The organism is Brevundimonas sp. 2YAF1, assembly GCF_052114745.1.
GTDB lineage: Bacteria > Pseudomonadota > Alphaproteobacteria > Caulobacterales > Caulobacteraceae > Brevundimonas.
This window is the reverse complement of sequence record NZ_JBFRFI010000011.1, coordinates 18,054-43,895: the sequence shown is the minus strand read 5'-3', so window position 1 is coordinate 43,895 and position 25,842 is coordinate 18,054. Positions and strand designations below refer to the sequence as shown.

The window sequence follows — 25,842 nt, the reverse complement described above, 5'->3', positions numbered from 1 at the left end:
TTTTCGGACGTGACGGCCGCGCGGCGGCTTTCGCCTCCGGGCGTTGCCGTCTAGATCGTCGGGCCATGAACCATCCTCTTGATCGCGCGATCTTCAACGCCCTGACGACGCGCCTGTCCCGGTTTGCGACGCCGGATTCCGGGCCGGCCGCCGTGCGCATCGATCCCGAGGTCGGCGTCTTTCTGGCGGCGGCGGACGACAGCGCGGAAAGCCGCAGGGCCCTGGGCGAGCTGGCGCGGCGGCATCCGGGCGCGGGACTGGTCGAGCGCGAAGACGGGCCGATGGCTGCGGTCCTGCCCGAGGGGATGACGATCGCAGGACAGGTCGCCCTGGTGCAGATGACGGCGACGGCTCTGACGCCGGTCGGGCCGACGGGCGCGCGGCTGGACGGGGCGATCGAGGTGCTGAGCGAGACGGACGCCCCGGCCATGCTGGCGCTGGCCACCCTGACGCGGCCCGGCCCCTTTCGCTCAAAGACGCGCGCGCTCGGCCCCTTCGTCGGGATCAAGCAGGGCGGCGAACTGGTGGCCATGGCGGGGCGGCGGCTGCGCGTCGACGGCTTCACCGAGCTGAGCGGGGTCTGCACCCACCCGGATCATCGCGGCCAGGGCTACGCCGCCGCCCTGTCCCGCGTCGTGGTCGGCGAGATTCTGGCGACGGGGGAAGCGGCCTTCCTGCACGCCTTCGCCGATCACGAGGCGACGATCGCCTTCTATCGTGGTCTGGGATTTCAGGCGCGGGCGCGCATGACCTATACGTCGCTGGGCGAGGTCTAGAGGAGACGGACATGAGCGGGCACGGCGCAACGGTGGAATGGACGCGGGGCGATCAGGCCTTCGTCGACAAGCGGTATAGCCGCGCCCATGTCTGGCGCTTCGACGGCGGGGCGGTGGTGACCGGCTCTTCGGCCCCCTCGGGCGTGCCGGTCCCCCTGTCGGACCCGACGGGCGTGGACCCGGAAGAGGCGATGATCGCCTCCCTGTCCAGCTGTCACATGCTGTGGTTCCTGGCCTTCGCCGCCAACGTCGGCCTGGTGGTGGACCGCTATCTGGACGAGGCCTCGGGCGAGCTGGACCAGAACGAAGCAGGCAAGCGCTATCTGGCGCGCGTGGCCCTCAACCCGGTCACGAGCTTCACGGGCCGCCAGCCTGATCAGGCCGAGCTGGACGCCCTGCATCACGCCGCGCACGAGCACTGCGACATGGCCCATACGGTGCGGTCCGAGATCACCGTGACGGCCCGTCTGGGCTGACCGTTTTTCAGGCCTCGGGCGCGACGTCCTTGAGGAAGGCGGTGAAGCGGCGCAGGGCCTCAAGCGTCAGTTCGGGATCGTGCCGCATGGGGCCGTTGCTGGTCGGTTCGTCGAAGGCGTGGGTGCCCTCGGCGATCCAGCTTTCGACCTCGGCGCCGCAGTCGCGGATCATGGCGTTGACCCGTTCGGCGTTCGACACCGTGGTCAGGTGGTCGCGCCTGGCCGTCATGGCCAGAACGCGCGGACAGTGCCGCCACGGCTTCATCCTGTTGAAGGCCCAGAAGCCGACGTAGGGGTAGGCCAGCCACACCGCCTTGACCCCCGACAGGTCGGCCGCGCCGGGGTCGGCCACGCCCATCCGGCCCGGCAGCGGGTCCTCGCTCATCATCTCCATGATCGACCAGCCGCCGTGGCTCCAGCCCGCCAGCGACAGCAGGGTCGGATCGACGTCGGGGCGACGCGAGATGCCGTCGACGGCGGCCAGAAGGTCGCCCGCCCGCTCATAGCCGCGCAGCACCAGTCCGGTGCAGACCGTGGTCAGGGTGAAGGCCCGGTTCCAGCCGCGCGGGCCGTAGGAATCGACGATGAAGGCGCGCCAACCGGCCGCCTTGGCCGCCTCGGCGTAGCGCGGCAGATGGTCCCGCAGACCGCCGCAGCCGTGGAACAGCAGCACCGCCGGACGCGGCCGGTCGTCGTCGGGGCCGACCACGGTCGTGTGCGGTTCCAGCATGGCCCAGCGGGCGGAGAGCGTATCCATGACGGGCAGCTTAAGGTTTAGCCGCGCGGAGGAAAGAGGCGTCTGGACTTGCTGTCATTCTGGGCGGCGCAAGCCGACCCGGAACCCAGGCGTTTCTACGGTCGCCGTCAAAGCCGGACGGGCCATGAGTGTGGCCGCCGCCTGGGTCCCGGGTTCGCTGCGCGCCCCGGGATGACGGAAGGGAGAGAGGCTTCAGGCCTAGTGCCGGAAGACCCGCACGCCGGTGAAGGCCATGGCGATGTTGTTCTCGTCGGCGGCGGCGATGACCTCGGCGTCGCGCATCGAGCCGCCCGGCTGGATCACCGCCGTGGCCCCGGCGGCGATGGCTTCCAGCAGGCCGTCGGCGAAGGGGAAGAAGGCTTCGGAGGCGCAGGCCGAACCCTGGGCCAACGAATGGGCCAGACCCTTGGCCTCGCCGGCTTCCTTGGCGCGGATGGCGGCGATGCGGGCCGAGTCGCGGCGGTTCATCTGGCCGGCGCCGATGCCCGCCGTCTGGCCGTCCTTGGCGTAGACGATGGCGTTGGACTTGACGTGCTTGGCCACGGTGAAGGCGAACAGCATGTCCTGGATCTCGGTCGGCGTCGGCTGGCGGCGCGTGACGATCTTCAGGTCCGAGGGCTTGATCAGGCTGCGGTCGCGCGACTGCACCAGGAAGCCGCCGGCGACGGAGCGGAACACCTCGCCCGGCCCGTGCGGGTCGGGCAGGCCGTTGGTGATCAGCAGGCGCAGGTTCTTCTTGGCGGCGAAGACTGCCTTGGCTTCGTCGTCGGCGCCGGGGGCGATGACCACCTCGGTGAAGATGCCGGTGATGGCGCGGGCGTCCTCGCCCGTCAGCGGGCGGTTGACGGCGATGACGCCGCCGAAGGCCGACACGGCATCGCATTCCAGCGCGCGGGCGTAGGCGTCCGACAGGGTGGCGCCGACGGCCACGCCGCAGGGGTTGGCGTGCTTGACGATGACGCAGGCCGGGGCCTCGAACTCGGCCACCAGCTCATAGGCGGCGTCGGCGTCGGCGATGTTGTTGTAGCCCAACTCCTTGCCCTGGACCTGGGTCGCGTAGGCCACGCCCGGACGCTTCTCGCCGGTGCGGTAGAAGGCGCCCGTTTGGTGCGGGTTTTCGCCGTAGCGCAGGGTCTGGGCCAGGGTTCCGGCGATCGACTTGCGGGCCGGGGCGGCGTCGTTCAGCTGTGCGGCGAACCAGCCCGACACGGCGGCGTCATAGGCGGCGGTGCGGGCGAAGGCGCGGGCGGCCAGTTGTTTGCGCAGGTTAAGCGTGGTCGAGCCGTCGGCCTTCAGGGCGTCAAGGATCAGGCCGATGCTCTCGGCGTCCACGGCGACGGCGACGTGGCCGTGGTTCTTGGAGCCCGAGCGGATCATGGCCGGGCCGCCGATGTCGATGTTCTCGATGGCCGCCTCGAAGCCGCCGCCGGATTCCACTGTCTTTTCGAAGGGGTAGAGGTCGATCCAGACGATATCGATGGCGCCGATCTCATGCTCGGTCATGGCGGCGGCGTGGGCCGGGGCGTTGCGCACGCCCAGCAGGCCGCCGTGGACCACGGGGTGCAGGGTCTTGACCCGGCCGTCCATCATTTCCGGGAAGCCGGTCAGGTCGGCCACGTCCTTGACCGGCAGGCCGAAGCCCGCGATCGCCGCCTTGGTGCCGCCGGTCGAGACCAGCTCGACGCCGAGCCCGGCCAGGGTGCGCGCGACATCCTCGAGCCCCGCCTTGTCCGACAGCGAGATCAGGGCGCGGACAGGTTTGATCGCGTCCGGGGCGGGCGGAAAGTCGGGAGCGGCGGGCATGGGCGGCGTCCGTTAACAGCTGGGGCGGGGAGATGGCGGGCGCTCTAGCACCATCGGGCGACGGCGTCAGCCCGCGCGGTCCGATTAGTGGGGGTCGCCCGCGGCCCCGGCCGGGCTCAGCTTCCAGCGGATCTTGGTGTCGGCGTCGGTGCGGACGGAGCCGCGGACCACGATCTGCAAGGAACGCCGGGTCATGCCTTCGTCGACATGGACGGCGGGTTCGATGGCCACGTCGGGGCCGTCGCTGCGGAACCACCAGCCGCGTCCTGAATGGCCGCGCAGCAGGATGGAGCGGCGGTCGCGGGCCAGCGAGGCCTGCACGCCGGGCTCCAGCTGGAAGCGCAGCGCATAGGGCGCGGCCAGGGCGCGCGTCACCTCGGGGCGACCTTCGGGCGGATGCAGCCGTTCCTCGGCGCGCAGTTCGTCCAGCCGCTGATCCAGATAGAGGCGGCGTTGGTGCATCAGGCCGTAGCCGGGCATCCAGCCGTCGTGCTCGACCTCCAGCCAGACGGCGCCGTCGCCTTCGCGGTGGTCGCGGCTGACGTGCAGGGTCGGGCCGACCAGGCGCGGACCCAGAAGCTCCGACTTCCAGCCGGACAGGGGCTCGCCCAGCGGCTGTTCGCCCAGCGTCAGGGTCGAGGCGCCCGGCGTCAGGCGCAGGGCCTGACGGTCCAGGGCGCGCGGGGTCCAGCCGGCGGAGGTGAACAGGCGGTCGCGGCCGCAGACGACTTCCAGCGCGGCGGGCTGGCCGCAGGCGGCGGTCGACCAGGCGCCGTGCGCGGGGGCCTCGACATCGACCATGAGGGTCAGCAGGGGGCTGGAGACGCGCACGAAGCCGCCGACGGCGCCGCTGGACGGCGCGGCGGGCGTCTCGTCATGGGCTCGGGCGGCGGCGACGCGTTCGGGCGTCGAGGCGCCCCCGCCCTGGAAGGCGGCCAGCCGACCGTCGGGCAGGGTCAGGACGCGCAGGGCCATGGTCAGGCGCGAGATGGCGGCGGCCACCGGCTCGGGCGTCGGCTCGGACAGCTGGGCCAGGGCGTCGTCCAGGGTAAGCAAGTCGAGCAGCAGCTCCAGCCCCATTTCCGGGGCGCGGGCCGCGTGATGGCCGTCGGCGGCGACGGTGGCCTCCAGCGCGTGAGGCAGGCGTTTCAGGGCGGTGCGGCGAAGACCGGCCCCGGCCTTGCCCGCCAGGGCGCAGCCGGCCACGGCGACGGCGGTCAGGCGCTCGGCCCGGCCCATCGGCCCGCCGGGCGGTCGCAGCAACTGGCGGGCCTGCCGCGCCAGAATGTCGGTCAGGCGCAGACGCTCGGCCTCGGTCGCGACCTGGGCCAGACGGCGCCCGGCGCAGGCCAGATGATAGGTGCGCCGCGCCAGAATGTCGGGGTCCCAGGAGAAGGGCGACCAGCGGTTGAAGATCTCGTCCCAGGCCAGGGTCAGCGCCAGAGCCTCGCGCGCGCCGCGATCGCCGAGGGCCATCATCTCGGGCATCCAGACGAAGGCGTGCAGCTCGACGGCGAAGGCGCGGCTGGGGGTGGGGCGGTTCCACAGGTCGGCGGGTCCCTCGGCGTCGAGGCTGAGCCCGGCCAGGGTGAACCGGCCCGACAGCAGGGGGCGCGGGGCCTCTTCGCGCAGGGGCCGGAAGTCGCGCGGACTGACCGCGAAGCCGTCGGCGCGGGCGCCCTTCAACGTCAGGGCGTAGCCGGGCAGGCCGTAGAGCTCGATCCACAGCTGGCGGGCGGCCAGCTGACCGGCGACCGCGGCCCAGAGGGCGGGATCGGCCTTGGCTCCCGTGGCCCGCACCGGGGTGCGGACCGGGGCGCCGCGCAGGCCGGGGATATGGCCCTCGTTCAGGCCGCCGTCCGTCTCGCGCGGGGCGAAGGGGCCGAGGGGGCTCACGCGGCGGCGGCTTTCAGGGCCTGGATGTTGGCGGCGTAGGCGTCCGGCCCGCCCTTGAAGACGAAGGAGCCGGCGACCAGGGCGTCGGCCCCGGCGGACAGGCAGGCCCCGGCGTTGTCGGCGATGACGCCGCCGTCCACCTGCAGGCGGGCCTTGGACCCGGCGCGGTCGAGGATGGCGCGGGCGCGCTCGATCTTGTTCAGCGAGGAGGGGATGAATTTCTGGCCGCCGAAGCCGGGGTTGACCGACATGATCAGCACCAGGTCGACCATGTCGACGACCTCTTCCAGGATCGACAGCGGCGTGGCCGGATCGAAGACCAGACCGGCCTTGGCGCCCAGCTGGCGGATGCGCCCCAGGGTGCGGTGGACGTGGGGGCCGCTTTCCGGGTGGATGCTGAGGATGTCGGCACCCGCCTCGCGGAAGGCTTCCAGCCAGGGATCGACCGGGGCGACCATCAGGTGGACGTCGAAGGGCAGGCTCGTGTGCGGGCGCAGGGCCTTCACGATGTCCGGGCCGAGAGTGATGTTGGGCACGAAATGGCCGTCCATGACGTCGACGTGGATCCAGTCGGCCCCGGCGGCTTCCAGCGCGCGGACCTCTTCGCCCAGCTTGGCGAAGTCGCTGGCGAGGATGGAGGGGCAGATCAGCGGAGCGGGGGCGGCGACGGTCTGGGTCATGGTTCTGCGACTTACGGCCATGGCGCGCGGGGGGCAAGCCGGGCTGCTGACGCAGGCTCGACCCGCCTCTCGCATCAGCCGTTCTGTCGCGGCACGCAGACGGCGCGGAAGCCGGCGGCTGCGAAGCGCACCATGTAGTCGCAGGCGCTGTCCAGATCGCCGGACTGGCACAGGCCGCCCGAGAGCCGGTCCAGACGTCCGGTCTCGCCCAGGGTCAGGGTCAGGGCGCCCGACAGGTTGTGGTAGGCCCAGTAGAGATCGGCCTCCCCGGCGTCCGGCAGGATGCGTTTGACCAGTTCGATCAGGCGGCGGATGGCCGGGTCGAAATAGCGGGCCATGGTCTCGCCGCCGAAGGCCGGGTTGGCGTTGGTCTGGGCCACGAGGGCGGCGTAGTTTTTCCACCCCGGGCCGCCCTTCAGCGACCACTGGAAGGGGGGGCGCAGGAAGGCTTCGAACAGGCCTTCCAGCGTCATGGCGTCGCCGGCGGCCTCGGCGTAGCGGTCGATGGCGGCGACGCGCTCGTTGTTCCAGACCTCGGCGCGGCGGATGAAGACGGCGTCGAACAACTCCTTCTTGGCCCCGAAGTAATAATGGACCAGGGCGGTATCCACGCCGGCCTCGCGCGCCACCTCGCGGATGGTGACGCCGTAGAAGCCGTGTTTGGAGAACAGGTCCTCGGCCGCGTTCAGGATGGCGTCGCGGGTCTCGCCCGCGCCGGCGGTCTTGGTCTTTTTCGGCCGACCGCGGCGGGCCGGCGCGGCGGCGACGGGCGGCAGGGTCGGGGCGATGTCGTCGTCACGTGTCATGCGCGCAAGCTAGAGCGAAATCGGTTCAGATGCGAACGCCTCTGAACGCGGATATTCGCTCCAGCATCAATCCTGGAGCCTGATGCCGAGCATCAGGCTCGGGGCGTGGTTCGACCTCCAGTGCAACGGCGCCACAGGCGCGTCGGATTTGCGGCGGTTTCCAGCGTGGCCGTTTGACAGACCGGTGAAAGATCGGCACGTTCCGTGAAAATCATTGAACGCTGAATAAAAGCGTCGATTGGGCTGGAAACAGAGATTGGGATCCAAATGAACAGACTCGTGAAGACCGCCTTGCTGGCGGGCGCCGCCTGGGGCGCGCTCTCGGCCAGCGCTGTGGCGCAGCAGGTTTCGACCGAAGCGCAGGCCTCGAACGTCGACGACATCATCGTCACCGCCCGTCGCCGCGAGGAAAGCCTGAAGGACGTGCCGGTCGCGGTGTCGGTCCTGGGCGCCCAGCGTCTGGAAGAAACCGGCGCGAGCGACATCACCGCCCTGCAGCAGCAGACCCCGAACGCCACGGTTCAGGTCGCGCGCGGCTCGAACTCGACGCTGATCTCCTTCATTCGCGGCATCGGCCAGCAGGATCCGCTGTGGGGCTTCGAGCCCGGCGTCGGCCTCTATGTCGACGACGTCTATGTGGCGCGTCCGCAGGGCGCCGTTCTGGACATCTTCGACATCCAGCGCATCGAAGTGCTGCGCGGCCCGCAAGGCTCGCTGTACGGCCGCAACACCGTCGGCGGCGCGATCAAGTACGTCACGGCGCGTCTGAACCCGGATGAGGCCGAAGGCACGCTGCGCGGCGCCTACGGCAGCTACAACCAGATCGACCTGCTGGCCTCGGGCTCGACCCCGCTGGGCGACAAGCTGCGCATCGGCGGCGCCGTCGCCAGCTACAACCGCGACGGCTTCGGCAAGAACCTGAACACCGGCGCCGAACACTATAACAAGGACGTCCTGGCCGGCCGCGTCAGCGCCGAATTCCAGCCCTACGACAACACCTTCTTCCGCCTGGCCTATGATCGGGTCGAGGACAAGTCGAACCCCCGTCACGGCCACCGCGAGATCGCTGGCGTCGGTCCGGGCGCCGGCGTGCCCAGCAGCGTCTATGACACCTACGCCGGCCTCGGCGACAAGAACAAGGTGACGACCGAAGGCGTGTCGCTGACCGCGCAGGTCGATCTGAACGACGTCTGGTCGTTCAAGTCGATCACCGCCTATCGCTCCGGCGACACCGACACCCTGATCGACTTCGACAACACGCCGGCGCCGACGCTGGATATCCCGGCGGTCTATGGCGACCATCAGTTCACCCAGGAATTCCAGGCCCTGTTCACCGGGGACCGGATCCAGGGCGTGGCCGGGATCTTCTATCTGGACGGCACCGCCTCGGGCGCCTTCGACACCATCGCCGGCAACCTCGGCGTCGTGGTCGGCACAGCCGGCTATGTGAAGACGACCAGCATCGCCCTGTTCACCGACGTGAACCTGGACCTGACCGACCGTCTGCACCTGGGCCTGGGCGCCCGCTATACGCTGGACGACAAGACCGGCCACGTCTTCCGCGCCAACTATCTGGGCGCGACCCGCAGTCCGCTGCTGGGCGGCACGGCGCGCGCGCCGATCCTGCTGCGCACCGACTATACGAACTCGAACAGCTTCGACCAGTTCACGCCCAAGGCCTCGCTGTCCTACGACTTCTCGGACCGCATCACCGGCTACGCCTCCTATTCGAAGGGCTTCAAGTCGGGCGGCTTCGACATGCGCGGCGACGCCATCCTGACGCCGAACACGGTCAACGGCTATCAGCCGGAAACCGTCGACTCCTACGAGATCGGCCTCAAGGGCTCGGCCTTCGACCGTCGCCTGACCTTCAGCTCGGCTGTCTTCTACAACAAGTACCAGGACCAGCAGGTCACCACCCAGGTTCCGGCCGTGGGCGGCATCGCCAGCTTCGTCGACAACGTCGGCTCCTCCAAATTCTACGGGGCCGAACTGGAAGGCGCGCTGGTCGTCACCAACAACCTGACGGCCAACTTCGCGGTCGGCTACCTCGACTCCAAGTTCGAGGAGTTCCTGCGCTACAATCTGACGACGAAGCAGTACGAGGATATCTCGAGCCAGGTGGTGTTGCAGAACGCCCCGAAATGGACCGGCTATCTGGGTCTGACCTGGCGCGGCGACGTGGCGGGCGGATCGCTGGCGGTGACGCCGTCGGTCAGCTACCGCGACGCCTACAGCCAGTTCGAATTCCCCAACCCGATCCTGGATCAGAAGGCCTTCGCCCTGGTCGACCTGGCGGTGGTCTGGACGGACCCGAGCCAGAAGTGGACCGTCGGCGTCTTTGGCAAGAACCTGACCGACGAGGAATACCGTGTCGGCGGCTACAACTTCCTCGGGGCGACCTACAACGACTCGGTGATCGGCTATTACGGCCCGCCGCGCACCGTGACGGCGTCGCTGCAGTACAAGTTCTGATCCGTCCTTTTCTCCTGAACGCCTGATCATTTGATCGCGGGCGGCGGTCCGAACTGGACCGCCGCCCTTTTTCTTTGGCGCCGCCGGGCGCCGCCGCTACGGTCCGTCGCAACCAGACCTGAGGCCCAAGGGGGGCACGCCATGACCACGTCCGAGGCCGCCGCGCCGCAGCAGGCCGAAACGGCCGAAAAGGCCGTCTCCCCAGGCTATCGCTACTATGTGCTGGGGGTCCTGATCCTCATCTACATGCTGAACTTCCTCGACCGTCAGATCATCGGCATCCTGGCGGCGCCGCTGAAGGCCGAGTTCGGCCTGTCGGACACCCAGTTCGGGCTGCTGGGCGGGCTGGCCTTCGCCCTGCTCTATTCGACCCTGGCCATTCCCATCGCCTGGCTGGCCGACCGGGTCAGCCGCGTCTGGATCATGACGGCGGCCCTGACCCTGTGGTCCGGCTTCACCGCCCTGTGCGGCGTGGCCGGCAGCTTTGGTCAGCTGTTCCTGTGCCGCATGGGCGTGGGCATCGGCGAGGCGGGCGGCGTGGCCCCGGCCTATTCCCTGATCGCCGACTATTTCCCCAAGTCGCAGCGCGCGCGGGCGCTGGCGGCCTACGCCTTCGGCATTCCCCTGGGCATGGCGGCCGGCACCCTGGTCGGCGGTCTGCTGGCGGCGACCTACGGCTGGCGCACGGCCTTCATCGTGGTCGGCGTCCTGGGCGTGCTGGTTGCGCCAGTCCTGCGCCTGACGGTCAAGGACCCGAAACGCGGCGGCATGGATACGCCGGCTTCGGTCGCGCCCGCGCCGGTCGCGCCGCTCGTGCACAAGGCCCCGCCGTTCGGCGACGTGCTCAAGACCCTGGCCCCCAAGCCCAGCTTCTGGCTGCTGGCCTTCGGCGCGGCCTCGTCGTCGGTGTGCGGCTATGGCGTGGCCGCCTGGCTGCCCAGCTTCTTCATGCGCAGCTTCGGCCTGACCCTGGCCAACACCGCCTGGTACTATTCCGGCATCGTCCTGGCCGGCGGCGTGGCCGGCATCTGGATGGGCGGCTACATCGCCGACCGTTTGGGCAAGAAATCGAAGTCGGCCTATCCGCTGACCCCGGCCATCGCCTTCCTGATCTCGGTCCCCTGCTTCCTCCTGGCGATGAATTCCGGCGCCCTGGTCGGGGCGGTCATGCCGGGCGCCAATCCCAACGGGTTCGCGGCCCTGACCCTGGCCTTCCTGATCTTCCTGATCCCGACCGGGCTGAACCTGGCCTGGCTGGGACCGATCACGGCGGCGGTGCAGCAACTGGCTCCGCCGTCGATGCGGACCACGACCTCGGCCCTTTTCCTGCTGATCAACAACCTGTTGGGGATCGCCGTCGGCATCTACTATTTCGGCTGGATGTCCGATCTGCTGCGGCCGGCCTTCGGCGAGGAAAGCCTGCGCTGGGCCATCTACACGGGCATGGGCTTCTACCTGCTGTCCTCGGCCCTGCTGTTCGGGGCCTCGCGCACGCTGAAGAAGGACTGGGTCGACTGATCCGACCTGAGCCGTTTCGCGCATAAGAAAAGCCTGGCAGGCGCATAAGGAGACGGACGGTTGCGTCTGCGAAGGCGCGACGCCTATAAGCGCGACCAAAGTTTCCACACACCTCCTCCCAACGGCGCGGATCAGACATGAACATTCACGAGTATCAGGCCAAGCAGGTTCTCAAGGCCTTTGGCGCCCCGGTCGCTGAAGGCGTGGCCATCACCAGCGCCGACCAGGCCGAAGCCGCCGCCAAGCAACTGCCTGGCCCGCTTTACGTCGTGAAGTCGCAGATCCACGCCGGCGGCCGCGGCAAGGGCAAGTTCAAGGAACTGCCGGCTGACGCCAAGGGCGGCGTGCGCCTGGCCTTCTCGATCGAGGACGTGGTCAAGAACGCCGAGGAAATGCTGGGCAACACCCTGGTGACGGCCCAGACCACGGACGCCGGCAAGCAGGTCAACCGCCTCTACATCGAAGACGGCGCCGACATCTCGCGCGAGCTGTACCTGTCGATCCTGGTCGACCGCGCCTACGGCCGCGTCGCCTTCGTCGTCTCGACCGAAGGCGGCATGGACATCGAAACCGTCGCCCACGACACTCCGGAAAAGATCATCACCGTCGTCATCGACCCGACGACCGGCGTGACCGAGGCCGACTGCGCCGCCCTGTCGGACGCGCTTCTGCTGGACGGCGACGCCCGCGAGGACGGCAAGTCGCTGTTCCCGGCCCTGTATAAGGCCTTCGTCGAGAAGGACATGGCCATGCTGGAAGTGAACCCGCTGATCGTCATGACCGACGGTCACCTGCGCGTTCTGGACGCCAAGGTGTCGTTCGACGGCAACGCCCTGTACCGTCACGAAGACATCCGCGCTCTGCGCGACGAGACCGAAGAAGACGCCAAGGAAATCGAGGCCTCGAAGTGGGACCTGGCCTACGTGGCGCTCGACGGCAACATCGGCTGCATGGTCAACGGCGCCGGCCTGGCCATGGCGACGATGGACATCATCAAGCTGTACGGCAAGGAGCCGGCCAACTTCTGCGACGTCGGCGGCGGCGCCGGCAAGGAGAAGGTCGCGGCGGCCTTCAAGATCATCACCGCTGACCCGAAGGTCGAGGGCATCCTGGTCAACATCTTCGGCGGCATCATGAAGTGCGACGTCATCGCCGAAGGCGTGGTCGCGGCCGTCAAGGAAGTGGGCCTGAAGGTGCCGCTGGTGGTGCGTCTGGAAGGCACCAACGTCGAACTGGGCAAGAAGATCCTGAACGAGAGCGGCCTGGCCATCACGGCTGCGGACGACCTCGACGACGCCGCCCAGAAGATCGTCGCGGCGGTCGGCTAAGGCTTCACGCCTTACTCGCCACCGCCCTGCAGACACACAGATTCAGAGCACAGACACATGTCCATTCTCGTCGACAAGAACACCAAGATCATCGTCCAGGGCCTGACCGGCAAGACCGGCGGCTTCCACACCGAACAGGCCCTGGCCTATCACGGCACCCAGATGGTCGCCGGCGTGCACCCCACCAAGGGCGGCACCAACTGGACCGGCTCGCATGGCGAAACCCTGCCGATCTACGGCTCGGTCGCTGAAGCCAAGGAAGCCACGGGCGCCGACGCCTCGGTCATCTACGTCCCGCCGGCAGGCGCCGCCGACGCCATCATCGAAGCCATCGAGGCTGAAGTCCCCTTCATCACCTGCATCACCGAAGGCATCCCGGTGCTGGACATGGTGCGCGTGAAGGCCCGCCTCGAAAAGTCCAAGTCGCGCCTGCTGGGCCCGAACTGCCCCGGCATCCTGACCCCGGAACAGTGCAAGATCGGCATCATGCCGGGCAGCATCTTCTCCAAGGGTTCGGTCGGCGTCGTCTCGCGCTCGGGCACCCTGACCTATGAAGCCGTGTTCCAGACCACCAACGCCGGCCTGGGTCAGTCCACGGCCGTCGGCATCGGCGGCGACCCGGTCAAGGGCACCGAGTTCATCGACATCCTGGAAATGTTCCTGGCCGACGACGAAACCCAGTCGATCATCATGATCGGTGAAATCGGCGGCGGCGCCGAAGAAGACGCCGCCCAGTTCCTGATCGACGAAGCCAAGAAGGGCCGCAAGAAGCCGATGGCCGGCTTCATCGCGGGTCGTACGGCTCCGGCCGGCCGCACCATGGGCCACGCCGGCGCCATCGTTTCGGGCGGCAAGGGCGATGCGGAATCCAAGATCGCCGCGATGGAGGCTGCGGGCATCCGCGTCTCGCCGTCGCCGGCGCGCCTGGGTCATACTTTGTTGGAAGTGCTGAAGGGCTAAGAAGTCCTTCAAAAATAAAAGAACGACGTTCCGGGGCGAAATTTAGCGTCCTGCGACCTTTTGAAACGCCTCCGGAATCGTCCGGAGGCGTTTTTTCTTGCGGATTCGACCAATTTCCACCCGCAACGCCCCGCTTCGGTCATGACCAGTAAGGAAACACGGCCTATATGAGCGGCGCCGCTCACCGCGCAGGCGTGCGCGCGCGGCCGAATGTAGGACGATGTGAGAAACATGGCGGACGATGCAGGTCAGCTGAACCAGGTCTTTGCCGAGACCAGCTTCCTCTATGGCGCGAACGCCGCCTTCATTGAGGACCTGCACGAAAAATGGGCTTCGGACCCCGGCTCCGTGTCGGGGGAATGGCGCGCCTTCTTCGATCAGTTGAAGGACAACGCCGACCTGGTGAAGCAGTCGGCCGCCGCCGGCTCGTGGGGCCGCGGCGCCGCCACCGACCCGACCGAAGACACCGCCGTCTTCGACGGCCGCTGGCCCGCTCCCAAGGTCGATGCCAAGGCCGCCGGCGGCAAACCCGGCCCGCGTCCGGCCGCCCCGGCCGCCTCGGCTTCCGGCGCCTTGACCGCCGACGACGTGCGCGCCGCCGCCCATGACTCGATCCGCGCCCTGATGCTGATCCGCGCCTATCGCGTGCGCGGCCACCTGCAGGCGACGCTGGACCCGCTGGGCATCGAGCAGCCGGTCGACAACCCGGAGCTGACCCCCGAATTCTACGGCTTCACCGCCGCTGACCTGGACCGCCCGATCTTCCTCGACGGCGTCCTGGGGATGCAGACCGGCAGCGTCCGGCAGGTGCTGGAACTGCTGAAGCGCACCTACTGCGGCAACATCGGCGTGCAGTACACGCACATCGCCGAGCCGGAAGAGAAATCCTGGCTGCAGCAGCGCTTCGAAGGCCCGGACAAGTTCGAGCAGAACGCCTTCACGAAGGAAGGCAAGCTGGCCATCCTGCACAAGCTGATCGAGGCCGAGGGCTTCGAACGCTTCCTGCACAAGCGCTTCCCCGGCACCAAGCGCTTCGGCCTGGACGGCGGCGAGGCCATGGTCCCGGCCTTGGAGCAGGTGATCAAGCGCGGCGGCAACCTCGGCGTCGACGAGATCGTCTTCGGCATGGCCCACCGCGGCCGCCTGAACACGCTCGCCGCCGTCATGGGCAAGCCCTACAAGGCCATCTTCCACGAGTTCCAGGGCGGTTCGACCGTCCCGTCGGACATCGAGGGCTCGGGCGACGTCAAATATCACATGGGCGCCTCGTCGGACCGTGAGTTCGACGGCAACAAGGTCCACCTGTCGCTGACCGCCAACCCGTCGCACCTGGAGATCGTCAACCCGGTCGTCCTGGGCAAGGCGCGCGCCAAGCAGGCCTTCGACATCCGCGACGCCAACGCCGGCAAGCCCGAGGCCGAATGGGCGCTGGACCGTTCCAAGGTCGTGCCCCTGCTGATCCACGGCGACGCCGCCTTCGCCGGCCAGGGCGTGGTGGCCGAATGCTTCGCCCTGATGGGACTGAAGGGTTACCGCACCGGCGGCACCCTGCACTTCGTCATCAACAACCAGATCGGCTTCACCACCAGCCCGCGCAACTCGCGTTCGTCGCCCTATCCGTCGGATGTGGCGCTGATGGTCCAGGCCCCGATCTTCCACGTCAACGGCGACGACCCGGAAGCGGTCGTCTTCGCCGCCAAGGTGGCGACGGAATACCGTCAGAAGTTCCACAAGGACGCGGTGGTGGACATGTTCTGCTACCGCCGCTTCGGCCACAACGAAGGCGACGATCCGACCTTCACCCAGCCGCTGATGTATTCGAAGATCCGCGCCCAGCCGTCGACGCGCGAGATCTACTCCAAGCGCCTGGTCGAACAGGGCGTGGTCACCCAGGCCGAGGTCGACGCCGAGATCGCCCGTTTCGAGGCCTTCCTCGACGCCGAGTTCGAAGCCGGCAAGAGCTTCGAAGCCAAGAAGGCCGACTGGCTGGACGGCCAGTGGCAAGGCCTGGGCCTGCCCAAGGGCGACGATCAGCAGCAGTTGCGCGGCCAGACCGCCGTCCCGGCTGAGAAGCTCATCGACTACGGTCATCGCCTGACGCAGATTCCCAACAGCGTCGACGTGCACAAGACGCTGAAGCGCGTCGTCGAGGCGCGCCGGGAGACCGTCACCACCGGCCAGAACATCGACTGGGCCACCGCCGAAAGCCTGGCCTTCGCCTCGCTGCTGGACGAGGGCTACAACGTCCGACTGTCCGGTCAGGACTCGGTGCGCGGCACCTTCTCGCAGCGTCACTCGGGCATCACCGACCAGACGACCGAGCAGCGCTACATCCCGCTGAACCATCTGCGCGACGGCCAAGCCCACTTCGAAGTCATCGACTCGGCCCTGTCGGAAGAGGCGGTGCTGGGCTTCGAGTACGGCTACTCGCTGGCCGACCCGAACACCCTGACCCTGTGGGAGGGCCAGTTCGGCGACTTCGTCAACGGCGCCCAGGTCGTCATCGACCAGTTCATCTCCTCGGGCGAACGCAAGTGGCTGCGCATGAGCGGCCTGACCATGCTGCTGCCGCACGGCTATGAGGGCCAGGGCCCGGAACACTCCTCGGCCCGTCTCGAGCGCTTCCTGCAGCAGTGCGCCGAAGACAATATGCAGGTCGCCAACTGCACCACGCCGGCCAACTATTTCCACATCCTGCGTCGCCAGATGCACCGGTCGTTCCGCAAGCCGCTGATCCTGATGACGCCCAAGTCGCTGCTGCGTCACAAGAAGGCGGTCTCGACCATCGCCGACATGGCCGAGGGCTCGTCCTTCCACCGCGTGCTGCGCGACGACGCCCAACTGCGTCCGGAAGTGGCCGGCGTTTCGCTGAAGGCGGACAAGGACATCCGCAAGGTCATCGTCTGCTCGGGCAAGGTCTATTACGACCTGCTGGACGCGCGCGAGAAGGCGGGCGTCAACGACATCTACATCCTGCGTCTCGAGCAGTTCTATCCGTGGCCGATCAAGTCGATCTCGACCGAGCTGGCCCGCTTCCCCAACGCCGACCTGGTCTGGTGTCAGGAAGAGCCCAAGAACATGGGCGGCTGGACCTTCGTCGATCCGTGGATCGAACTGACGCTCGAGAAGATGGATATCAAGGCCAAGCGCGCGCGTTACGTCGGGCGTCCGGCCTCCGCCTCCACGGCGGCCGGCTTGATGAGCCGCCACCTGAAGGAACTCGAGACCTTCCTCGCCGAGGCGATGGCCTGACCGGCCCCCGCCTGACCTATAGATACGCCAAGACACGAAAAGACACTGGACCCAACCATGGCCGACATCCTGACCCCCGCTCTCGGTGAATCCGTCAGCGAAGCCTCCATCGCCAAGTGGACCAAGAAGGTCGGCGACGCCGTCCGTAAGGATGAAGTCCTGGTCGAGCTGGAAACCGACAAGGTTTCGCTGGAAGTCGTGGCCCCGGCCGACGGCGTCCTGGCGGCGATCAACGCCGCTGAAGGCGACACCGTGGTTCCCGGCACGGTGCTGGGTTCGGTGAGCGAAGGCGCTTCGGCTCCGGCCGCTGCGCCCGCCGCTGCTGCCGCCCCGGCTGCGGCTCCGGCCGCCGCTTCGGCTTCGATCTCGATCGCCGTCCCGACCATGGGCGAGAGCGTCGCCGAAGGTTCGATCGGCACCTGGCTGAAGAAGTCGGGCGACACCGTCGCCAAGGACGAACTGCTGGTCGAGATCGAGACCGACAAGGTCGCGGTGGAAGTCTCGGCCCCGGCCGCCGGCGTCCTGACCATCGTCGCCGACAACGGCGCGACCGTGACCCCGGGTCAGGTCATCGGTTCGATCTCGGCTTCGGGCGCGGCGGCTGCTCCGGCTGCTGTGGCTCCCGCCGCCGCTCCGGCCAACACCGGCTCGGCCCAGGCTTCGGCTCACCTGTCGCCGGCGGTTCAGCGCGTCGTCTCGGAAAACAACCTGAACCCGGCCTCGCTGTCGGCCTCGGGTCCGAAGGGCAACATCACCAAGGCTGACGCCGTCGCCGCCATCGGCGCCGCCGCTCCCGCCGCCAAGGCCGCCGCTCCGGCCGCCCCGCGCGCCGACCAGCCGCGCGAAGAGCGGGTGAAGATGACGCGCTTGCGTCAGACCATCGCCCGCCGCCTGAAGGAATCCCAGAACACCGCCGCCCAGCTGACCACCTTCAACGAGGTGGACATGACCAACGTCATGGCCCTGCGCGCCCAGTACAAGGAAGTGTTCGAGAAGCGCCACGGCGTGAAGCTGGGCTTCATGTCCTTCTTCACCAAGGCCGTGGTTCAGGCCCTGCACGAGCTCCCGGCCGTCAACGCCGAGATCGACGGCACGGACATCATCTACAAGAACCACTACGACATCGGCGTGGCCGTCGGCACCGATAAGGGTCTGGTGGTTCCGGTCCTGCGCGACGCCGACACTTTGTCGCTGGCGGGTATTGAAAAGGGCATCGGCGCCCTGGGCAAGGCCGCTCGTGACGGCGCCCTGACCATGGATCAGATGCAGGGCGGCACCTTCACCATCACCAACGGCGGCACCTATGGCTCGCTGATGTCGACGCCGATCCTGAACGCGCCGCAGTCGGGCATCCTGGGCATGCACAACATCGTGCAGCGCCCGATGGCCATCAACGGCGAGGTCAAGATCCGCCCGATGATGTACCTGGCCCTCAGCTACGATCACCGCATCGTCGACGGCAAGGAAGCCGTGACCTTCCTGGTCCGCATCAAGGAACTGCTGGAAGATCCGGCCCGCGCCCTGCTGGACCTGTAAGGCTCGCAAGCACAGCCATGATTGACGACGGCGGCTCTTTCGGAGCCGCCGTTTTCAATTGCGTCGGTCGTGCTAGCCTCGGCTCATGAGCCTTGTCGAAATCGCCCGCTATCAGGATGTTTATGAGGCCGACCTCGCGGCGGCCTTCCTCGCCTCGCACGGCGTGGATGTGGATGTGACCGAGCGGTTCCAGACCACGGTCGATCCTCTGATGCAGCGCGCGCTGGGCCTGCGGCTGATGGGACGCGCCGATCAAGCGGAGCAGGCTCGCGATCTGCTGGCGCGGGTTCGGGCGGGTGAGTTTGCAACGGCGGAAGGCGACGATCTGGACGCGATCACGCCGGGAACGCGCGCGGCGGGCACCGTCATGGCCTTGGCGGCCTTCGCCTGCGGCGGGTTCTGGGGCTCCAGTTTGCCGCGTCGGTTCAGACCAGTCGCATGGCAGGGCATGCTGGCGTCCGCAGCCCTGCTTGCGGCGCTCGGGGGCCTGCTCTGGGTGGCTGCGGAGCTCGTTCTGAATCCGCCCTGACCCTAGGGCTCGGACCGCAGTCCCTGCAGCACTTCTTCCGTGTCTTGCCCCAGCTTCGGCGGCGGAGCGTCGTAGCGGACGGGGGTCTTCGACAGGCGGATGGGCGAGGCGACGGTGCGGATCGGCGCGGCCAGGTCGGGGCGGGACTGTTCGACGGTCAGGCCGCGATGGATCGCCTGCGGCTCCTCGAAGACCTGGTCGATGGTGTTGACCGGGCCGCAGGGCACGCCCGCCGCCTCCAGCGCCGCCATCAGCCCCTTCATGGTGAAGCCCGCCGTCAGGGCCGACAGGACGGGCGACAGCTCGACACGGTGCTGGACCCGCAGGGCGTTGGTCGCAAAGCGGGGATCGGCGCCCATGGGCTCGGTGCCCAGGGCCTTGGCCAGGGCGCGGAACTGGCCGTCGTTGCCGACGGCGATCACCACCATGCCGTCCGAGCAGGGGAAGGGCTGGTAGGGGGCCAGGTTGGGGTGGGCGTTGCCCATCCGCGTCGGGGCGGCCCCCGAGACGAAGTAGTTCGTCGCCTGATTGGCCAGCATGGCCGCCTGGACGTTGAACAGGGCGATGTCGATGGACTGGCCCTCGCCCGTCGCTCGCGCGTGCCACAAGGCGGCCAGGATGGCGTTGGAGGCGTAGAGGCCGGTGAACAGGTCCACGACCGCCACCCCGACCTTCATCGGCTCGGCGCCCGGCGCGCCGTCGGGCTGGCCGGTGATCGACATCAGCCCGCCCATGGCCTGGATCATGTAGTCGTAGCCCGCCCGGTGGGCGTCCGGCCCGTCCTGGCCGAAGCCGGTGATCGAGCAATAGACCAGGCGCGGATTGAGGACCGACAGAGCGGCGTAGTCGAGGCCGTACTTCTTCAGCCCGCCGGTCTTGAAGTTCTCGACCACCACGTCGCAGGTCGTGGCCAGTTTGCGCACGGCCTCGGCGCCTTCAGGCGTGGCGATGTCCAGTTCGACGGACTTCTTGCCCCGGTTGGCGCAGAAGAAGTAGGCGGCGTCGCCCTTGGAGCCGTCGGTCGTGGTGGTGAAGGGCGGGCCCCAGTGGCGGGTGTCGTCGCCCGCGCCCGGCCGCTCGATCTTGATCACCTCGGCGCCGAGGTCGGCCAGCGTCTGCGTCGCCCACGGGCCGGCCAGGACGCGGCTGAGATCAAGAACACGAACGCCGGAAAGGGGGCCTTGGATCTGGGTCATAGGACCTGACTAGCCCGCCTCAGACGAAGCGAGAAGGCCTAGAGCCCCACGTCCCAGACGCCAGCGTTGCGCATCCGGCATTCGCGCGCTTCCTCGGCGCGGCCGCCCATGTCGCGGGCCATGCCGCGGATGGCGTCGGAGACCGTGCTCTTGTGCACGCCCGGCACGACCGCATGCGCGAAAGCGCAGCCGGCCAGCCGGATCAGCTTGAAGCCGAACCGCGACGACGCGGCCATATGCTCGAGATAGGTCTCGCTGACCTCGCGCGGGTGATCGCGGAACAGGCGTGAAAAGGTGTTCGACATGGTTCCAGCCTAACGCGGTTCCCCGCCGCCCTCTACCCGGATGATGCATTTTGGCCTAAACCTGCGACCGGAACAGGGGTCGCGTCGTCACGCCCCTTCCACCCGGCGTGACGCTCAGAGAACTCCGCAACTCGCGCAGGAAACACGCCATGGCTGACGGCTCGCACGCCCCGCAACAGACCTTCCGCTGGGACGACCCGTTCGACCTGCGCGGCCGCCTGACCGACGACGAGCGGATGATCCAGGACGCGGCGCGCTCCTATGCCCGCGAGGCCCTGCTGCCGCGCGTGGTCGCGGCCTTCCGCGACGAGACCTTTGACCGCGCCATCATGACCGAGATGGGCGAGATGGGCTTCCTCGGCGCCATGCTGCCCGAGCAGTACGGCGGCTCGGAAGCCAGCCACGTCGCCTATGGCCTGATCGCGCGCGAAGTCGAGGCCATCGACAGCGGCTATCGCTCGGCTATGTCGGTGCAGTCGTCGCTGGCCATGTACCCGATCTACGCCTTCGGCTCGGAAGAACAGAAGTTTAAATTTCTCCCGAAGATGGCGGCGGGCGAACTGATCGGATGCTTCGGCCTGACCGAGGCCGACGGCGGGTCCGATCCGGCGTCGATGAAGACGAAAGCGGTCAAGGTCGAGGGCGGCTATCGCCTGAACGGCGCCAAATACTGGATCACCAACAGCCCGATCAGCGACCTGGCCATCGTCTGGGCCAAGCTCGATGACAAGATCAGAGGCTTCATCGTCGAGCGCGACTTCGACGGTTTCACCACGGACAAGATCGGCGACAAGCTGAGTCTGCGCGCCTCGATCACCGGCGACATCGGCCTGAATGACGTCTTCGTGCCGGAAGCCAACATTCTGCCGGGCGTGCGGGGGCTGCGCGGTCCTTTCAGTTGCCTGAACAAGGCGCGGTTCGGCATCGCCTGGGGGGCCATGGGCGCCGCCGAGTTCTGCTTCCACGCCAGCCGCGACTATGTCGGCGAGCGGATGCTGTTCGGCCGCCCGCTGTCGTCGCGCCAACTGGTGCAGAAGAAGCTGGCCGACATGCAGACCGAGATCTTCCTCGGCTTCGAGGGCGCCTATGCCTTGGGTCGCCTGCTGGATGCCGGCGCCTGGGTTCCCGAGGCCATCAGCCTGATGAAGCGCAACAACTGCGGCAAGGCCCTGGCCGTGGCGCGCGAAGCCCGCGACATGCACGGCGGCGCGGGCATCACCGGCGAGATGCACGTCATGCGCCACGCCATGAACCTGGAGACGGTCAATACCTATGAGGGCGCCCACGACGTCCACGCCCTGATCCTGGGCCGGGCCATCACGGGGCAGAGCGCCTTCTAGGAAGGCTCTTTTCTCGCCGTTACGGTGAAGCTAAGGGGGAGGCGTTCACGGAGATTCCCATGTTCGTCAAACGCGTCCTTCTCGCCGCCGTCTCTGCGGCGCTCATCCTCGCCGCGCCCGCGCAGGCGCAGGAGGGGGCGGTTCAGGACCTGTCCCCGCGCCTGACCGAGGCCTTGGCGGGAACGGACGTGCCCGGCACGGCCGTGCTGACTATCCGGAACGGCGTCGTCGTCGGCGAGGGCGTGGCGGGCGTTCGGGACCTGGACAGCCGAGCGCCGGCCGCGATCGGGGACGTCTGGCACCTGGGCTCGGACGGGAAGGCGATCTCGGCGACGGTGATCGCCCGCCTGGTCGACCAGGGCGTCCTGTCATGGACCGCGCCGTTGGAGACGATGCTGCCGGACCTGGCGGCAGCCATGCGGCCCGAATACCGCCAGGCGACCCTGGTCGATCTGCTGTCGCATCGCGCGGGCCTGCCGGACATCATCGGCCTGGACGAGACCCTGGCCTTTTTCGACGATCCGCGCCCTCTGCCCGAGCAGCGCCGGGCCTATGCGGCGGTCGCCGTGACACAGCCCGCCGAGGTCGAGCCGCGCACCGTTCAGCACTACAGTAACGGCGGCTATATCCTGGCTGCGGCGATCGCCGAACAGGCCACCGGAAAGCCGTTCGAGCAACTGACCGTCGAGCAGGTCCTGAGGCCTCTGGGCATGACGACCGCGGCCTTCGGACCCACCGAGCCCGGGCAGCCTCTGGGTCATGAGGGGGGCAGGCCTCTGACCGGCCCTCGCGCCGACAATCCGGCCGTGCTGGCCCCGGCGGGCGAACTCCACATGAGCTTGCAGGACTGGGCCTTGTTCGCCGTCGACCAGGTCGAGGGCGAGACTGGAAAGGGCAAGCTGTTGTCCGCCGAGAGCTACCGTCGTTTGCATCGTCCCGAAGGCGACAGCGGATCGGCGCTGGGGTGGGGGGCGCGCGGCGATTTCGCCAAGATGCCCGGACGCTTCCTGACCCATGTCGGATCCAACGGCTACTGGAACGCGATGATCGTGGTGCGTCTGGATAATCGCAGCGCCATCCTGACCGTCGCCAACGGAGGCGACGACACCGAGGCGGCGGCGTTGAATTTGAAAGTGTTGCGCATGTTGGCGGCGGAAACGCTGGGCGACTGACCGCGCCGCGTGGTTCGTTGCGAACGGGGCGGTCGTCACGTCTGGAATCTCGCGCTAGGCTGCAAGCCTGTGAAGGGATCGACCATGATGCGACACACCCTGCTGGCCTCGACCGGCGCCGTCCTGGCCGTGATCCTCAGCATCGCGCCGGTCGGCGCCCCCCTTGGCGTCGCGGCGGCCTTGGCCCAGACGCCGGGCTTTCAGGGCCTGCCCTACGATGCGCGGCGCGGCGTCTTCACCTTCGCCGCGGGACTGGACGCCTCCCTGCCCGCCGTGGTCCAGGTCACCACCCTGGGTCAGTCGCGCGGCCCCAGTTCGGCCGGTGAGCCCAAGCCCGCCCAGGGCGGATCGGGCGTGATCATCGACGCCGCGAACGGCATCATCGTCACCAACAACCACGTCGTCGAGAACGGCCAGAAATTCACCGTCGACATGATCGACGGTCGCCTGTTCGACGCGGTGCTGATCGGGTCCGACAAGGCCACCGACATCGCCGTGCTGAAGATCGAGGCCAAGGGACTGTCGCAGGTCGAGACGGTGGATTCCGACACCTTGCGCACGGGCGACCTGGCCTTCGCCGTAGGCTATCCGCTGGGGCTGGATCAGACTCTGACCATGGGCGTGATTTCGGGCCTGAACCGCTCGGGCTTGGGCGACGCCATCGAGGACTATATCCAGACCGACGCGGCGGTGAACTCGGGCAATTCGGGCGGGCCGCTGCTGGACAGTCGGGGGCGGCTGATCGGCATCAACACCTCGATCCTGTCCAGCGGCATGGGCGGCGGCAACGACGGCATCGCCTTCGCCGTGCCGACACGGATCATGATGTTCGTGGTCGATCAGTTGCGCGCCTCGGGCGAGGTCAAGCGCGGCCAGATCGGCGTGGCCCTGGGGTCGCTGACGGCCGAGCGGGCCCGCGACCTGGGCCTCAATATCGTGCGCGGGGCGGTGGTCTATGACGCCGCGCCGGGATCGCCTGCCGAACAGGCGGGGCTGCGCCCCGGCGACGTCATCACCCGGATCCAGAACCGCCCCGTAGCCAACGCCGGGTCGGTCCAGGCCACGGTCGGCATCGCCCGGCCGGGCGCGACCCTGCCGGTGGTCTATCTGCGCGGCGGGCGTGAGGCGACCGCCAGCATGACGGTCGCTTCGTCTGATCCCGTGGCGGTGCGCGTCGGGGTCAGCGCGGGGATGGCGCGCGGCCTGACCTTCCGTAACGCCGGCGACGGCGCGGGGGCCCAGATCACGGTGGTCGAGGGCGGATCGGTCGCGGCGGCGGCGGGGCTGCAGGCCGGCGACGTCGTGGTCGAGGCGGGCGGCGCGGGCGTGGACGGCATGGCGGCTCTGGCCCGCGCGCTGCAGGGCGCGACCGGCGCGATCGACCTGACCGTGACGCGGGAGGGAGAGCGGACGACGATCAGCCTGCCCGGCTGATCCTCAGTCTCGAGGTCCAGACAGCAAAACGCCCGCGCTGCCAGGAGGGGGAGGGGGGCAGGCGCGGGCGTCTCGCTTGGAGGAAGCATCGGCCCATCGAAGCCCTTTAGCGGAAAAATCCTGGGGGGCTGGGGGGGCTGTTCAGGATCCGGGACTCTTCCGAACTCCGACAGGCCGATGGTTTATCTCTGGCATCCGTTCCGGGCGGGCGAACGACCGAATGGGGGCCTTTTCGTGTTCTGCGAAACTTTCGTCTCGGCGGGCCGAAATCAGACCTTGGACAGGATCAGGGTGCCGTTGGTGCCGCCGAAGCCGAAGCTGTTGGACATGACGTGCTTCAGTTCGCCGTCATGGCGTTCGCGCAGGATCGGCATGCCCTCAAATTCAGGGTCCAGGTTTTCGATGTGGGCGCTTTCGGCGGCGAAGCCGTGCTTCATCATTAACAGGCAGTAGATGGCTTCCTGGGCCCCCGCAGCGCCGAGCGAGTGGCCCGTCAGCGACTTGGTCGAGGAGATCATCGGCAGGTCGTCGCCGAAGACGTTGCGCACCGCGCCCATTTCCTTGGAGTCCCCGACCGGCGTCGAGGTGCCGTGCGGGTTCAGATAGTCGATGCGGGGATCGCCGGCCATCTTCAGCGCCAGCTTCATGCAGCGCTCGGCGCCCTCGCCCGAGGGGGCCACCATGTCGTAGCCGTCCGAGTTGGCGGCGTAGCCGGTGACTTCGGCGTAGATGGTCGCGCCCCGCGCCACGGCGCGTTCGTATTCTTCCAGCACGACGATGCCGGCGCCGCCGGCGATGACGAAGCCGTCGCGGTCCTTGTCATAGGCGCGGCTGGCCTTGGCGGGGGTTTCGTTGAAGTTGGAGGACATGGCGCCCATGGCGTCGAACATGTTCGACATGGACCAGTCGATGTCCTCGCAGCCGCCGGCGAAGACCACGTCCTGCTTGCCCCAGGCGATCTGTTCGGCGGCCGCGCCGATGCAGTGGGCGCTGGTCGCGCAGGCCGAGGAGATCGAATAGTTGATCCCCTTCAGTTGGAACCAGGTGGCCAGGACGGCCGAGGGGCCGGAAGCCATGGCCTTGGGCACCGCGAACGGGCCGATGCGCTTGGGCGAGCCCTTTTCGATGGTGGTGGCGGCGGCTTGCAGGATGATCTGGGTCGAGGGGCCGCCCTCGCCGACGATCAGGCCGATGCGCTCGTCCTTGATCTCGTCGGCGCTGAGCCCTGAGTCCTTCAGCGCCTCTTCAAACGCGATGTGGGCCCAGGCGGTGCCGTTGGCGAGGAAGCGGGCGGCCCGGCGATCCACCAGCGGCGCCCAGTCTTCGGCGGTCACGCCGAGGGCGGGCGGGGCCCAGACCTGGGAGCGGAAGCCGTGCTTGATGTGGTCCGGCGCGGCCTGCACGCCCGATTTCGCTTCGCGCAGGGAGGCTGTGACCTCGTCCTGGCCAGTGCCGATGGAGGAGACGATGCCCAATCCGGTGACGACGACACGCCGCATGCTGGTTTCCTAACGTTCAGTCTTCAGGCGCCGCGTTGACCGCGGTCTGGATTAAATGGGGTCAGGCTTCGGTCGGCGCCACCAGACCATTCCCAAGAGAATGG

At 68.3% G+C, this 25,842-nt stretch carries 20 protein-coding genes; 12 read left to right on the top strand and 8 right to left on the bottom strand.

The window, feature by feature from the left end:
- The first annotated feature begins 65 nt into the window (after positions 1-65).
- Together AB4Y68_RS13555 and AB4Y68_RS13550 are read left to right on the top strand one after the other, a co-directional pair.
- A complete protein-coding gene (locus AB4Y68_RS13555) occupies positions 66-776 on the top strand; it encodes a GNAT family N-acetyltransferase (protein ID WP_441456285.1) in 711 nt (236 codons plus the stop codon).
- Between the two features lie 11 nt (positions 777-787).
- Positions 788-1,252 (top strand): OsmC family protein, encoded by a 465-nt coding sequence (locus AB4Y68_RS13550; RefSeq protein WP_441456284.1) that lies wholly within the window; start codon positions 788-790, stop codon positions 1,250-1,252.
- 7 nt (positions 1,253-1,259) lie between these two features.
- On the opposite strand, the gene AB4Y68_RS13545 is transcribed toward AB4Y68_RS13550, so the two are convergent.
- The 5 genes from AB4Y68_RS13545 to AB4Y68_RS13525 form a co-directional block, all read right to left on the bottom strand.
- Complete coding sequence (locus AB4Y68_RS13545) at positions 1,260-2,009, bottom strand: dienelactone hydrolase family protein (protein WP_441456283.1); 750 nt, start codon at positions 2,007-2,009, stop codon at positions 1,260-1,262.
- Between the two features lie 198 nt (positions 2,010-2,207).
- Positions 2,208-3,812, bottom strand: coding sequence for a bifunctional phosphoribosylaminoimidazolecarboxamide formyltransferase/IMP cyclohydrolase (purH, locus tag AB4Y68_RS13540; RefSeq protein ID WP_441456282.1), 1,605 nt, complete (start codon positions 3,810-3,812; stop codon positions 2,208-2,210).
- A gap of 84 nt (positions 3,813-3,896) precedes the next feature.
- Positions 3,897-5,708 (bottom strand): heparinase II/III family protein, encoded by a 1,812-nt coding sequence (locus AB4Y68_RS13535; RefSeq protein WP_441456281.1) that lies wholly within the window; start codon positions 5,706-5,708, stop codon positions 3,897-3,899.
- Positions 5,705-6,388, bottom strand: coding sequence for a ribulose-phosphate 3-epimerase (gene rpe / locus AB4Y68_RS13530; RefSeq protein ID WP_441456280.1), 684 nt, complete (start codon positions 6,386-6,388; stop codon positions 5,705-5,707). Before rpe ends, AB4Y68_RS13535 begins: the two co-directional genes overlap by 4 nt.
- A 74-nt stretch (positions 6,389-6,462) precedes the next feature.
- Positions 6,463-7,194, bottom strand: coding sequence for a TetR/AcrR family transcriptional regulator (locus AB4Y68_RS13525; RefSeq protein ID WP_441456279.1), 732 nt, complete (start codon positions 7,192-7,194; stop codon positions 6,463-6,465).
- Positions 7,195-7,461: 267 nt separating this feature from the next.
- Here AB4Y68_RS13525 and AB4Y68_RS13520 point away from each other — a divergent pair, with 267 nt between their 5' ends.
- From AB4Y68_RS13520 to AB4Y68_RS13490, 7 genes are all read left to right on the top strand, one after another.
- Positions 7,462-9,669, top strand: a complete 2,208-nt coding sequence (locus AB4Y68_RS13520) for a TonB-dependent receptor (protein WP_441456278.1) — start codon at positions 7,462-7,464, stop codon at positions 9,667-9,669.
- A 141-nt stretch (positions 9,670-9,810) separates the two neighbouring features.
- On the top strand, positions 9,811-11,187 hold the full coding sequence (locus AB4Y68_RS13515; RefSeq protein WP_441456277.1) for a spinster family MFS transporter: 1,377 nt from the start codon (positions 9,811-9,813) through the stop codon (positions 11,185-11,187).
- Positions 11,188-11,324: 137 nt separating this feature from the next.
- Positions 11,325-12,515, top strand: coding sequence for an ADP-forming succinate--CoA ligase subunit beta (gene sucC / locus AB4Y68_RS13510; RefSeq protein ID WP_441456276.1), 1,191 nt, complete (start codon positions 11,325-11,327; stop codon positions 12,513-12,515).
- A 57-nt stretch (positions 12,516-12,572) separates the two neighbouring features.
- Positions 12,573-13,475: a succinate--CoA ligase subunit alpha gene (gene sucD / locus AB4Y68_RS13505; protein ID WP_441456275.1), complete on the top strand. Its 903-nt coding sequence runs from the start codon at positions 12,573-12,575 to the stop codon at positions 13,473-13,475.
- 231 nt (positions 13,476-13,706) lie between these two features.
- Positions 13,707-16,727, top strand: a complete 3,021-nt coding sequence (locus AB4Y68_RS13500) for a 2-oxoglutarate dehydrogenase E1 component (protein WP_441456274.1) — start codon at positions 13,707-13,709, stop codon at positions 16,725-16,727.
- 57 nt (positions 16,728-16,784) lie between these two features.
- Positions 16,785-18,263: a 2-oxoglutarate dehydrogenase complex dihydrolipoyllysine-residue succinyltransferase gene (gene odhB / locus AB4Y68_RS13495; RefSeq protein ID WP_441456273.1), complete on the top strand. Its 1,479-nt coding sequence runs from the start codon at positions 16,785-16,787 to the stop codon at positions 18,261-18,263.
- Between the two features lie 85 nt (positions 18,264-18,348).
- On the top strand, positions 18,349-18,792 hold the full coding sequence (locus tag AB4Y68_RS13490) for a hypothetical protein (protein WP_441456272.1): 444 nt from the start codon (positions 18,349-18,351) through the stop codon (positions 18,790-18,792).
- Between the two features lie 2 nt (positions 18,793-18,794).
- Here AB4Y68_RS13490 and AB4Y68_RS13485 read toward each other — a convergent pair whose 3' ends face one another.
- The gene (locus AB4Y68_RS13485; RefSeq protein ID WP_441456271.1) at positions 18,795-19,988 is read right to left on the bottom strand and encodes a CaiB/BaiF CoA transferase family protein; all 1,194 of its coding nucleotides are present in this window, start codon (positions 19,986-19,988) and stop codon (positions 18,795-18,797) included.
- A gap of 38 nt (positions 19,989-20,026) precedes the next feature.
- Positions 20,027-20,293, bottom strand: a complete 267-nt coding sequence (locus AB4Y68_RS13480) for a DUF6356 family protein (RefSeq protein ID WP_441456270.1) — start codon at positions 20,291-20,293, stop codon at positions 20,027-20,029.
- Between the two features lie 149 nt (positions 20,294-20,442).
- Between AB4Y68_RS13480 and AB4Y68_RS13475 the strand changes: the two genes are divergently transcribed.
- The 3 genes from AB4Y68_RS13475 to AB4Y68_RS13465 all read left to right on the top strand — a co-directional run bounded on the left by AB4Y68_RS13475 (position 20,443) and on the right by AB4Y68_RS13465 (position 24,239).
- Positions 20,443-21,633, top strand: coding sequence for an acyl-CoA dehydrogenase (locus AB4Y68_RS13475; protein WP_441456269.1), 1,191 nt, complete (start codon positions 20,443-20,445; stop codon positions 21,631-21,633).
- 59 nt (positions 21,634-21,692) lie between these two features.
- Positions 21,693-22,805 (top strand): serine hydrolase domain-containing protein, encoded by a 1,113-nt coding sequence (locus AB4Y68_RS13470; RefSeq protein ID WP_441456268.1) that lies wholly within the window; start codon positions 21,693-21,695, stop codon positions 22,803-22,805.
- Positions 22,806-22,889: 84 nt separating this feature from the next.
- Positions 22,890-24,239, top strand: a complete 1,350-nt coding sequence (locus tag AB4Y68_RS13465) for a trypsin-like peptidase domain-containing protein (RefSeq protein ID WP_441456267.1) — start codon at positions 22,890-22,892, stop codon at positions 24,237-24,239.
- A 269-nt stretch (positions 24,240-24,508) separates the two neighbouring features.
- Here the strand turns inward: AB4Y68_RS13465 and fabB are convergent, their stop codons facing one another.
- Positions 24,509-25,738 carry a beta-ketoacyl-ACP synthase I gene (gene fabB / locus AB4Y68_RS13460; RefSeq protein WP_441456266.1) on the bottom strand — a complete coding sequence of 410 codons (1,230 nt, stop codon included), beginning with the start codon at positions 25,736-25,738 and terminating at the stop codon, positions 24,509-24,511.
- Positions 25,739-25,842: the final 104 nt, after the last annotated feature.

What these genes read in the sequence shown, in the direction of transcription:
- sucC (WP_441456276.1), top strand. Translation starts at nt 11,325, where the DNA reads ATGAACATTCACGAGTATCAGGCCAAGCAGGTTCTCAAGGCCTTTGGC.
- AB4Y68_RS13555 (WP_441456285.1), top strand. Translation starts at nt 66, where the DNA reads ATGAACCATCCTCTTGATCGCGCGATCTTCAACGCCCTGACGACGCGC.
- AB4Y68_RS13550 (WP_441456284.1), top strand. Translation starts at nt 788, where the DNA reads ATGAGCGGGCACGGCGCAACGGTGGAATGGACGCGGGGCGATCAGGCC.
- AB4Y68_RS13470 (WP_441456268.1), top strand. Translation starts at nt 21,693, where the DNA reads ATGTTCGTCAAACGCGTCCTTCTCGCCGCCGTCTCTGCGGCGCTCATC.
- AB4Y68_RS13525 (WP_441456279.1), bottom strand. Translation starts at nt 7,194, where the DNA reads ATGACACGTGACGACGACATCGCCCCGACCCTGCCGCCCGTCGCCGCC.
- odhB (WP_441456273.1), top strand. Translation starts at nt 16,785, where the DNA reads ATGGCCGACATCCTGACCCCCGCTCTCGGTGAATCCGTCAGCGAAGCC.
- purH (WP_441456282.1), bottom strand. Translation starts at nt 3,812, where the DNA reads ATGCCCGCCGCTCCCGACTTTCCGCCCGCCCCGGACGCGATCAAACCT.
- AB4Y68_RS13500 (WP_441456274.1), top strand. Translation starts at nt 13,707, where the DNA reads ATGGCGGACGATGCAGGTCAGCTGAACCAGGTCTTTGCCGAGACCAGC.
- sucD (WP_441456275.1), top strand. Translation starts at nt 12,573, where the DNA reads ATGTCCATTCTCGTCGACAAGAACACCAAGATCATCGTCCAGGGCCTG.
- fabB (WP_441456266.1), bottom strand. Translation starts at nt 25,738, where the DNA reads ATGCGGCGTGTCGTCGTCACCGGATTGGGCATCGTCTCCTCCATCGGC.
- AB4Y68_RS13475 (WP_441456269.1), top strand. Translation starts at nt 20,443, where the DNA reads ATGGCTGACGGCTCGCACGCCCCGCAACAGACCTTCCGCTGGGACGAC.
- AB4Y68_RS13465 (WP_441456267.1), top strand. Translation starts at nt 22,890, where the DNA reads ATGATGCGACACACCCTGCTGGCCTCGACCGGCGCCGTCCTGGCCGTG.
- rpe (WP_441456280.1), bottom strand. Translation starts at nt 6,388, where the DNA reads ATGACCCAGACCGTCGCCGCCCCCGCTCCGCTGATCTGCCCCTCCATC.
- AB4Y68_RS13545 (WP_441456283.1), bottom strand. Translation starts at nt 2,009, where the DNA reads ATGGATACGCTCTCCGCCCGCTGGGCCATGCTGGAACCGCACACGACC.
- AB4Y68_RS13490 (WP_441456272.1), top strand. Translation starts at nt 18,349, where the DNA reads ATGAGCCTTGTCGAAATCGCCCGCTATCAGGATGTTTATGAGGCCGAC.
- AB4Y68_RS13520 (WP_441456278.1), top strand. Translation starts at nt 7,462, where the DNA reads ATGAACAGACTCGTGAAGACCGCCTTGCTGGCGGGCGCCGCCTGGGGC.
- AB4Y68_RS13485 (WP_441456271.1), bottom strand. Translation starts at nt 19,988, where the DNA reads ATGACCCAGATCCAAGGCCCCCTTTCCGGCGTTCGTGTTCTTGATCTC.
- AB4Y68_RS13480 (WP_441456270.1), bottom strand. Translation starts at nt 20,293, where the DNA reads ATGTCGAACACCTTTTCACGCCTGTTCCGCGATCACCCGCGCGAGGTC.
- AB4Y68_RS13515 (WP_441456277.1), top strand. Translation starts at nt 9,811, where the DNA reads ATGACCACGTCCGAGGCCGCCGCGCCGCAGCAGGCCGAAACGGCCGAA.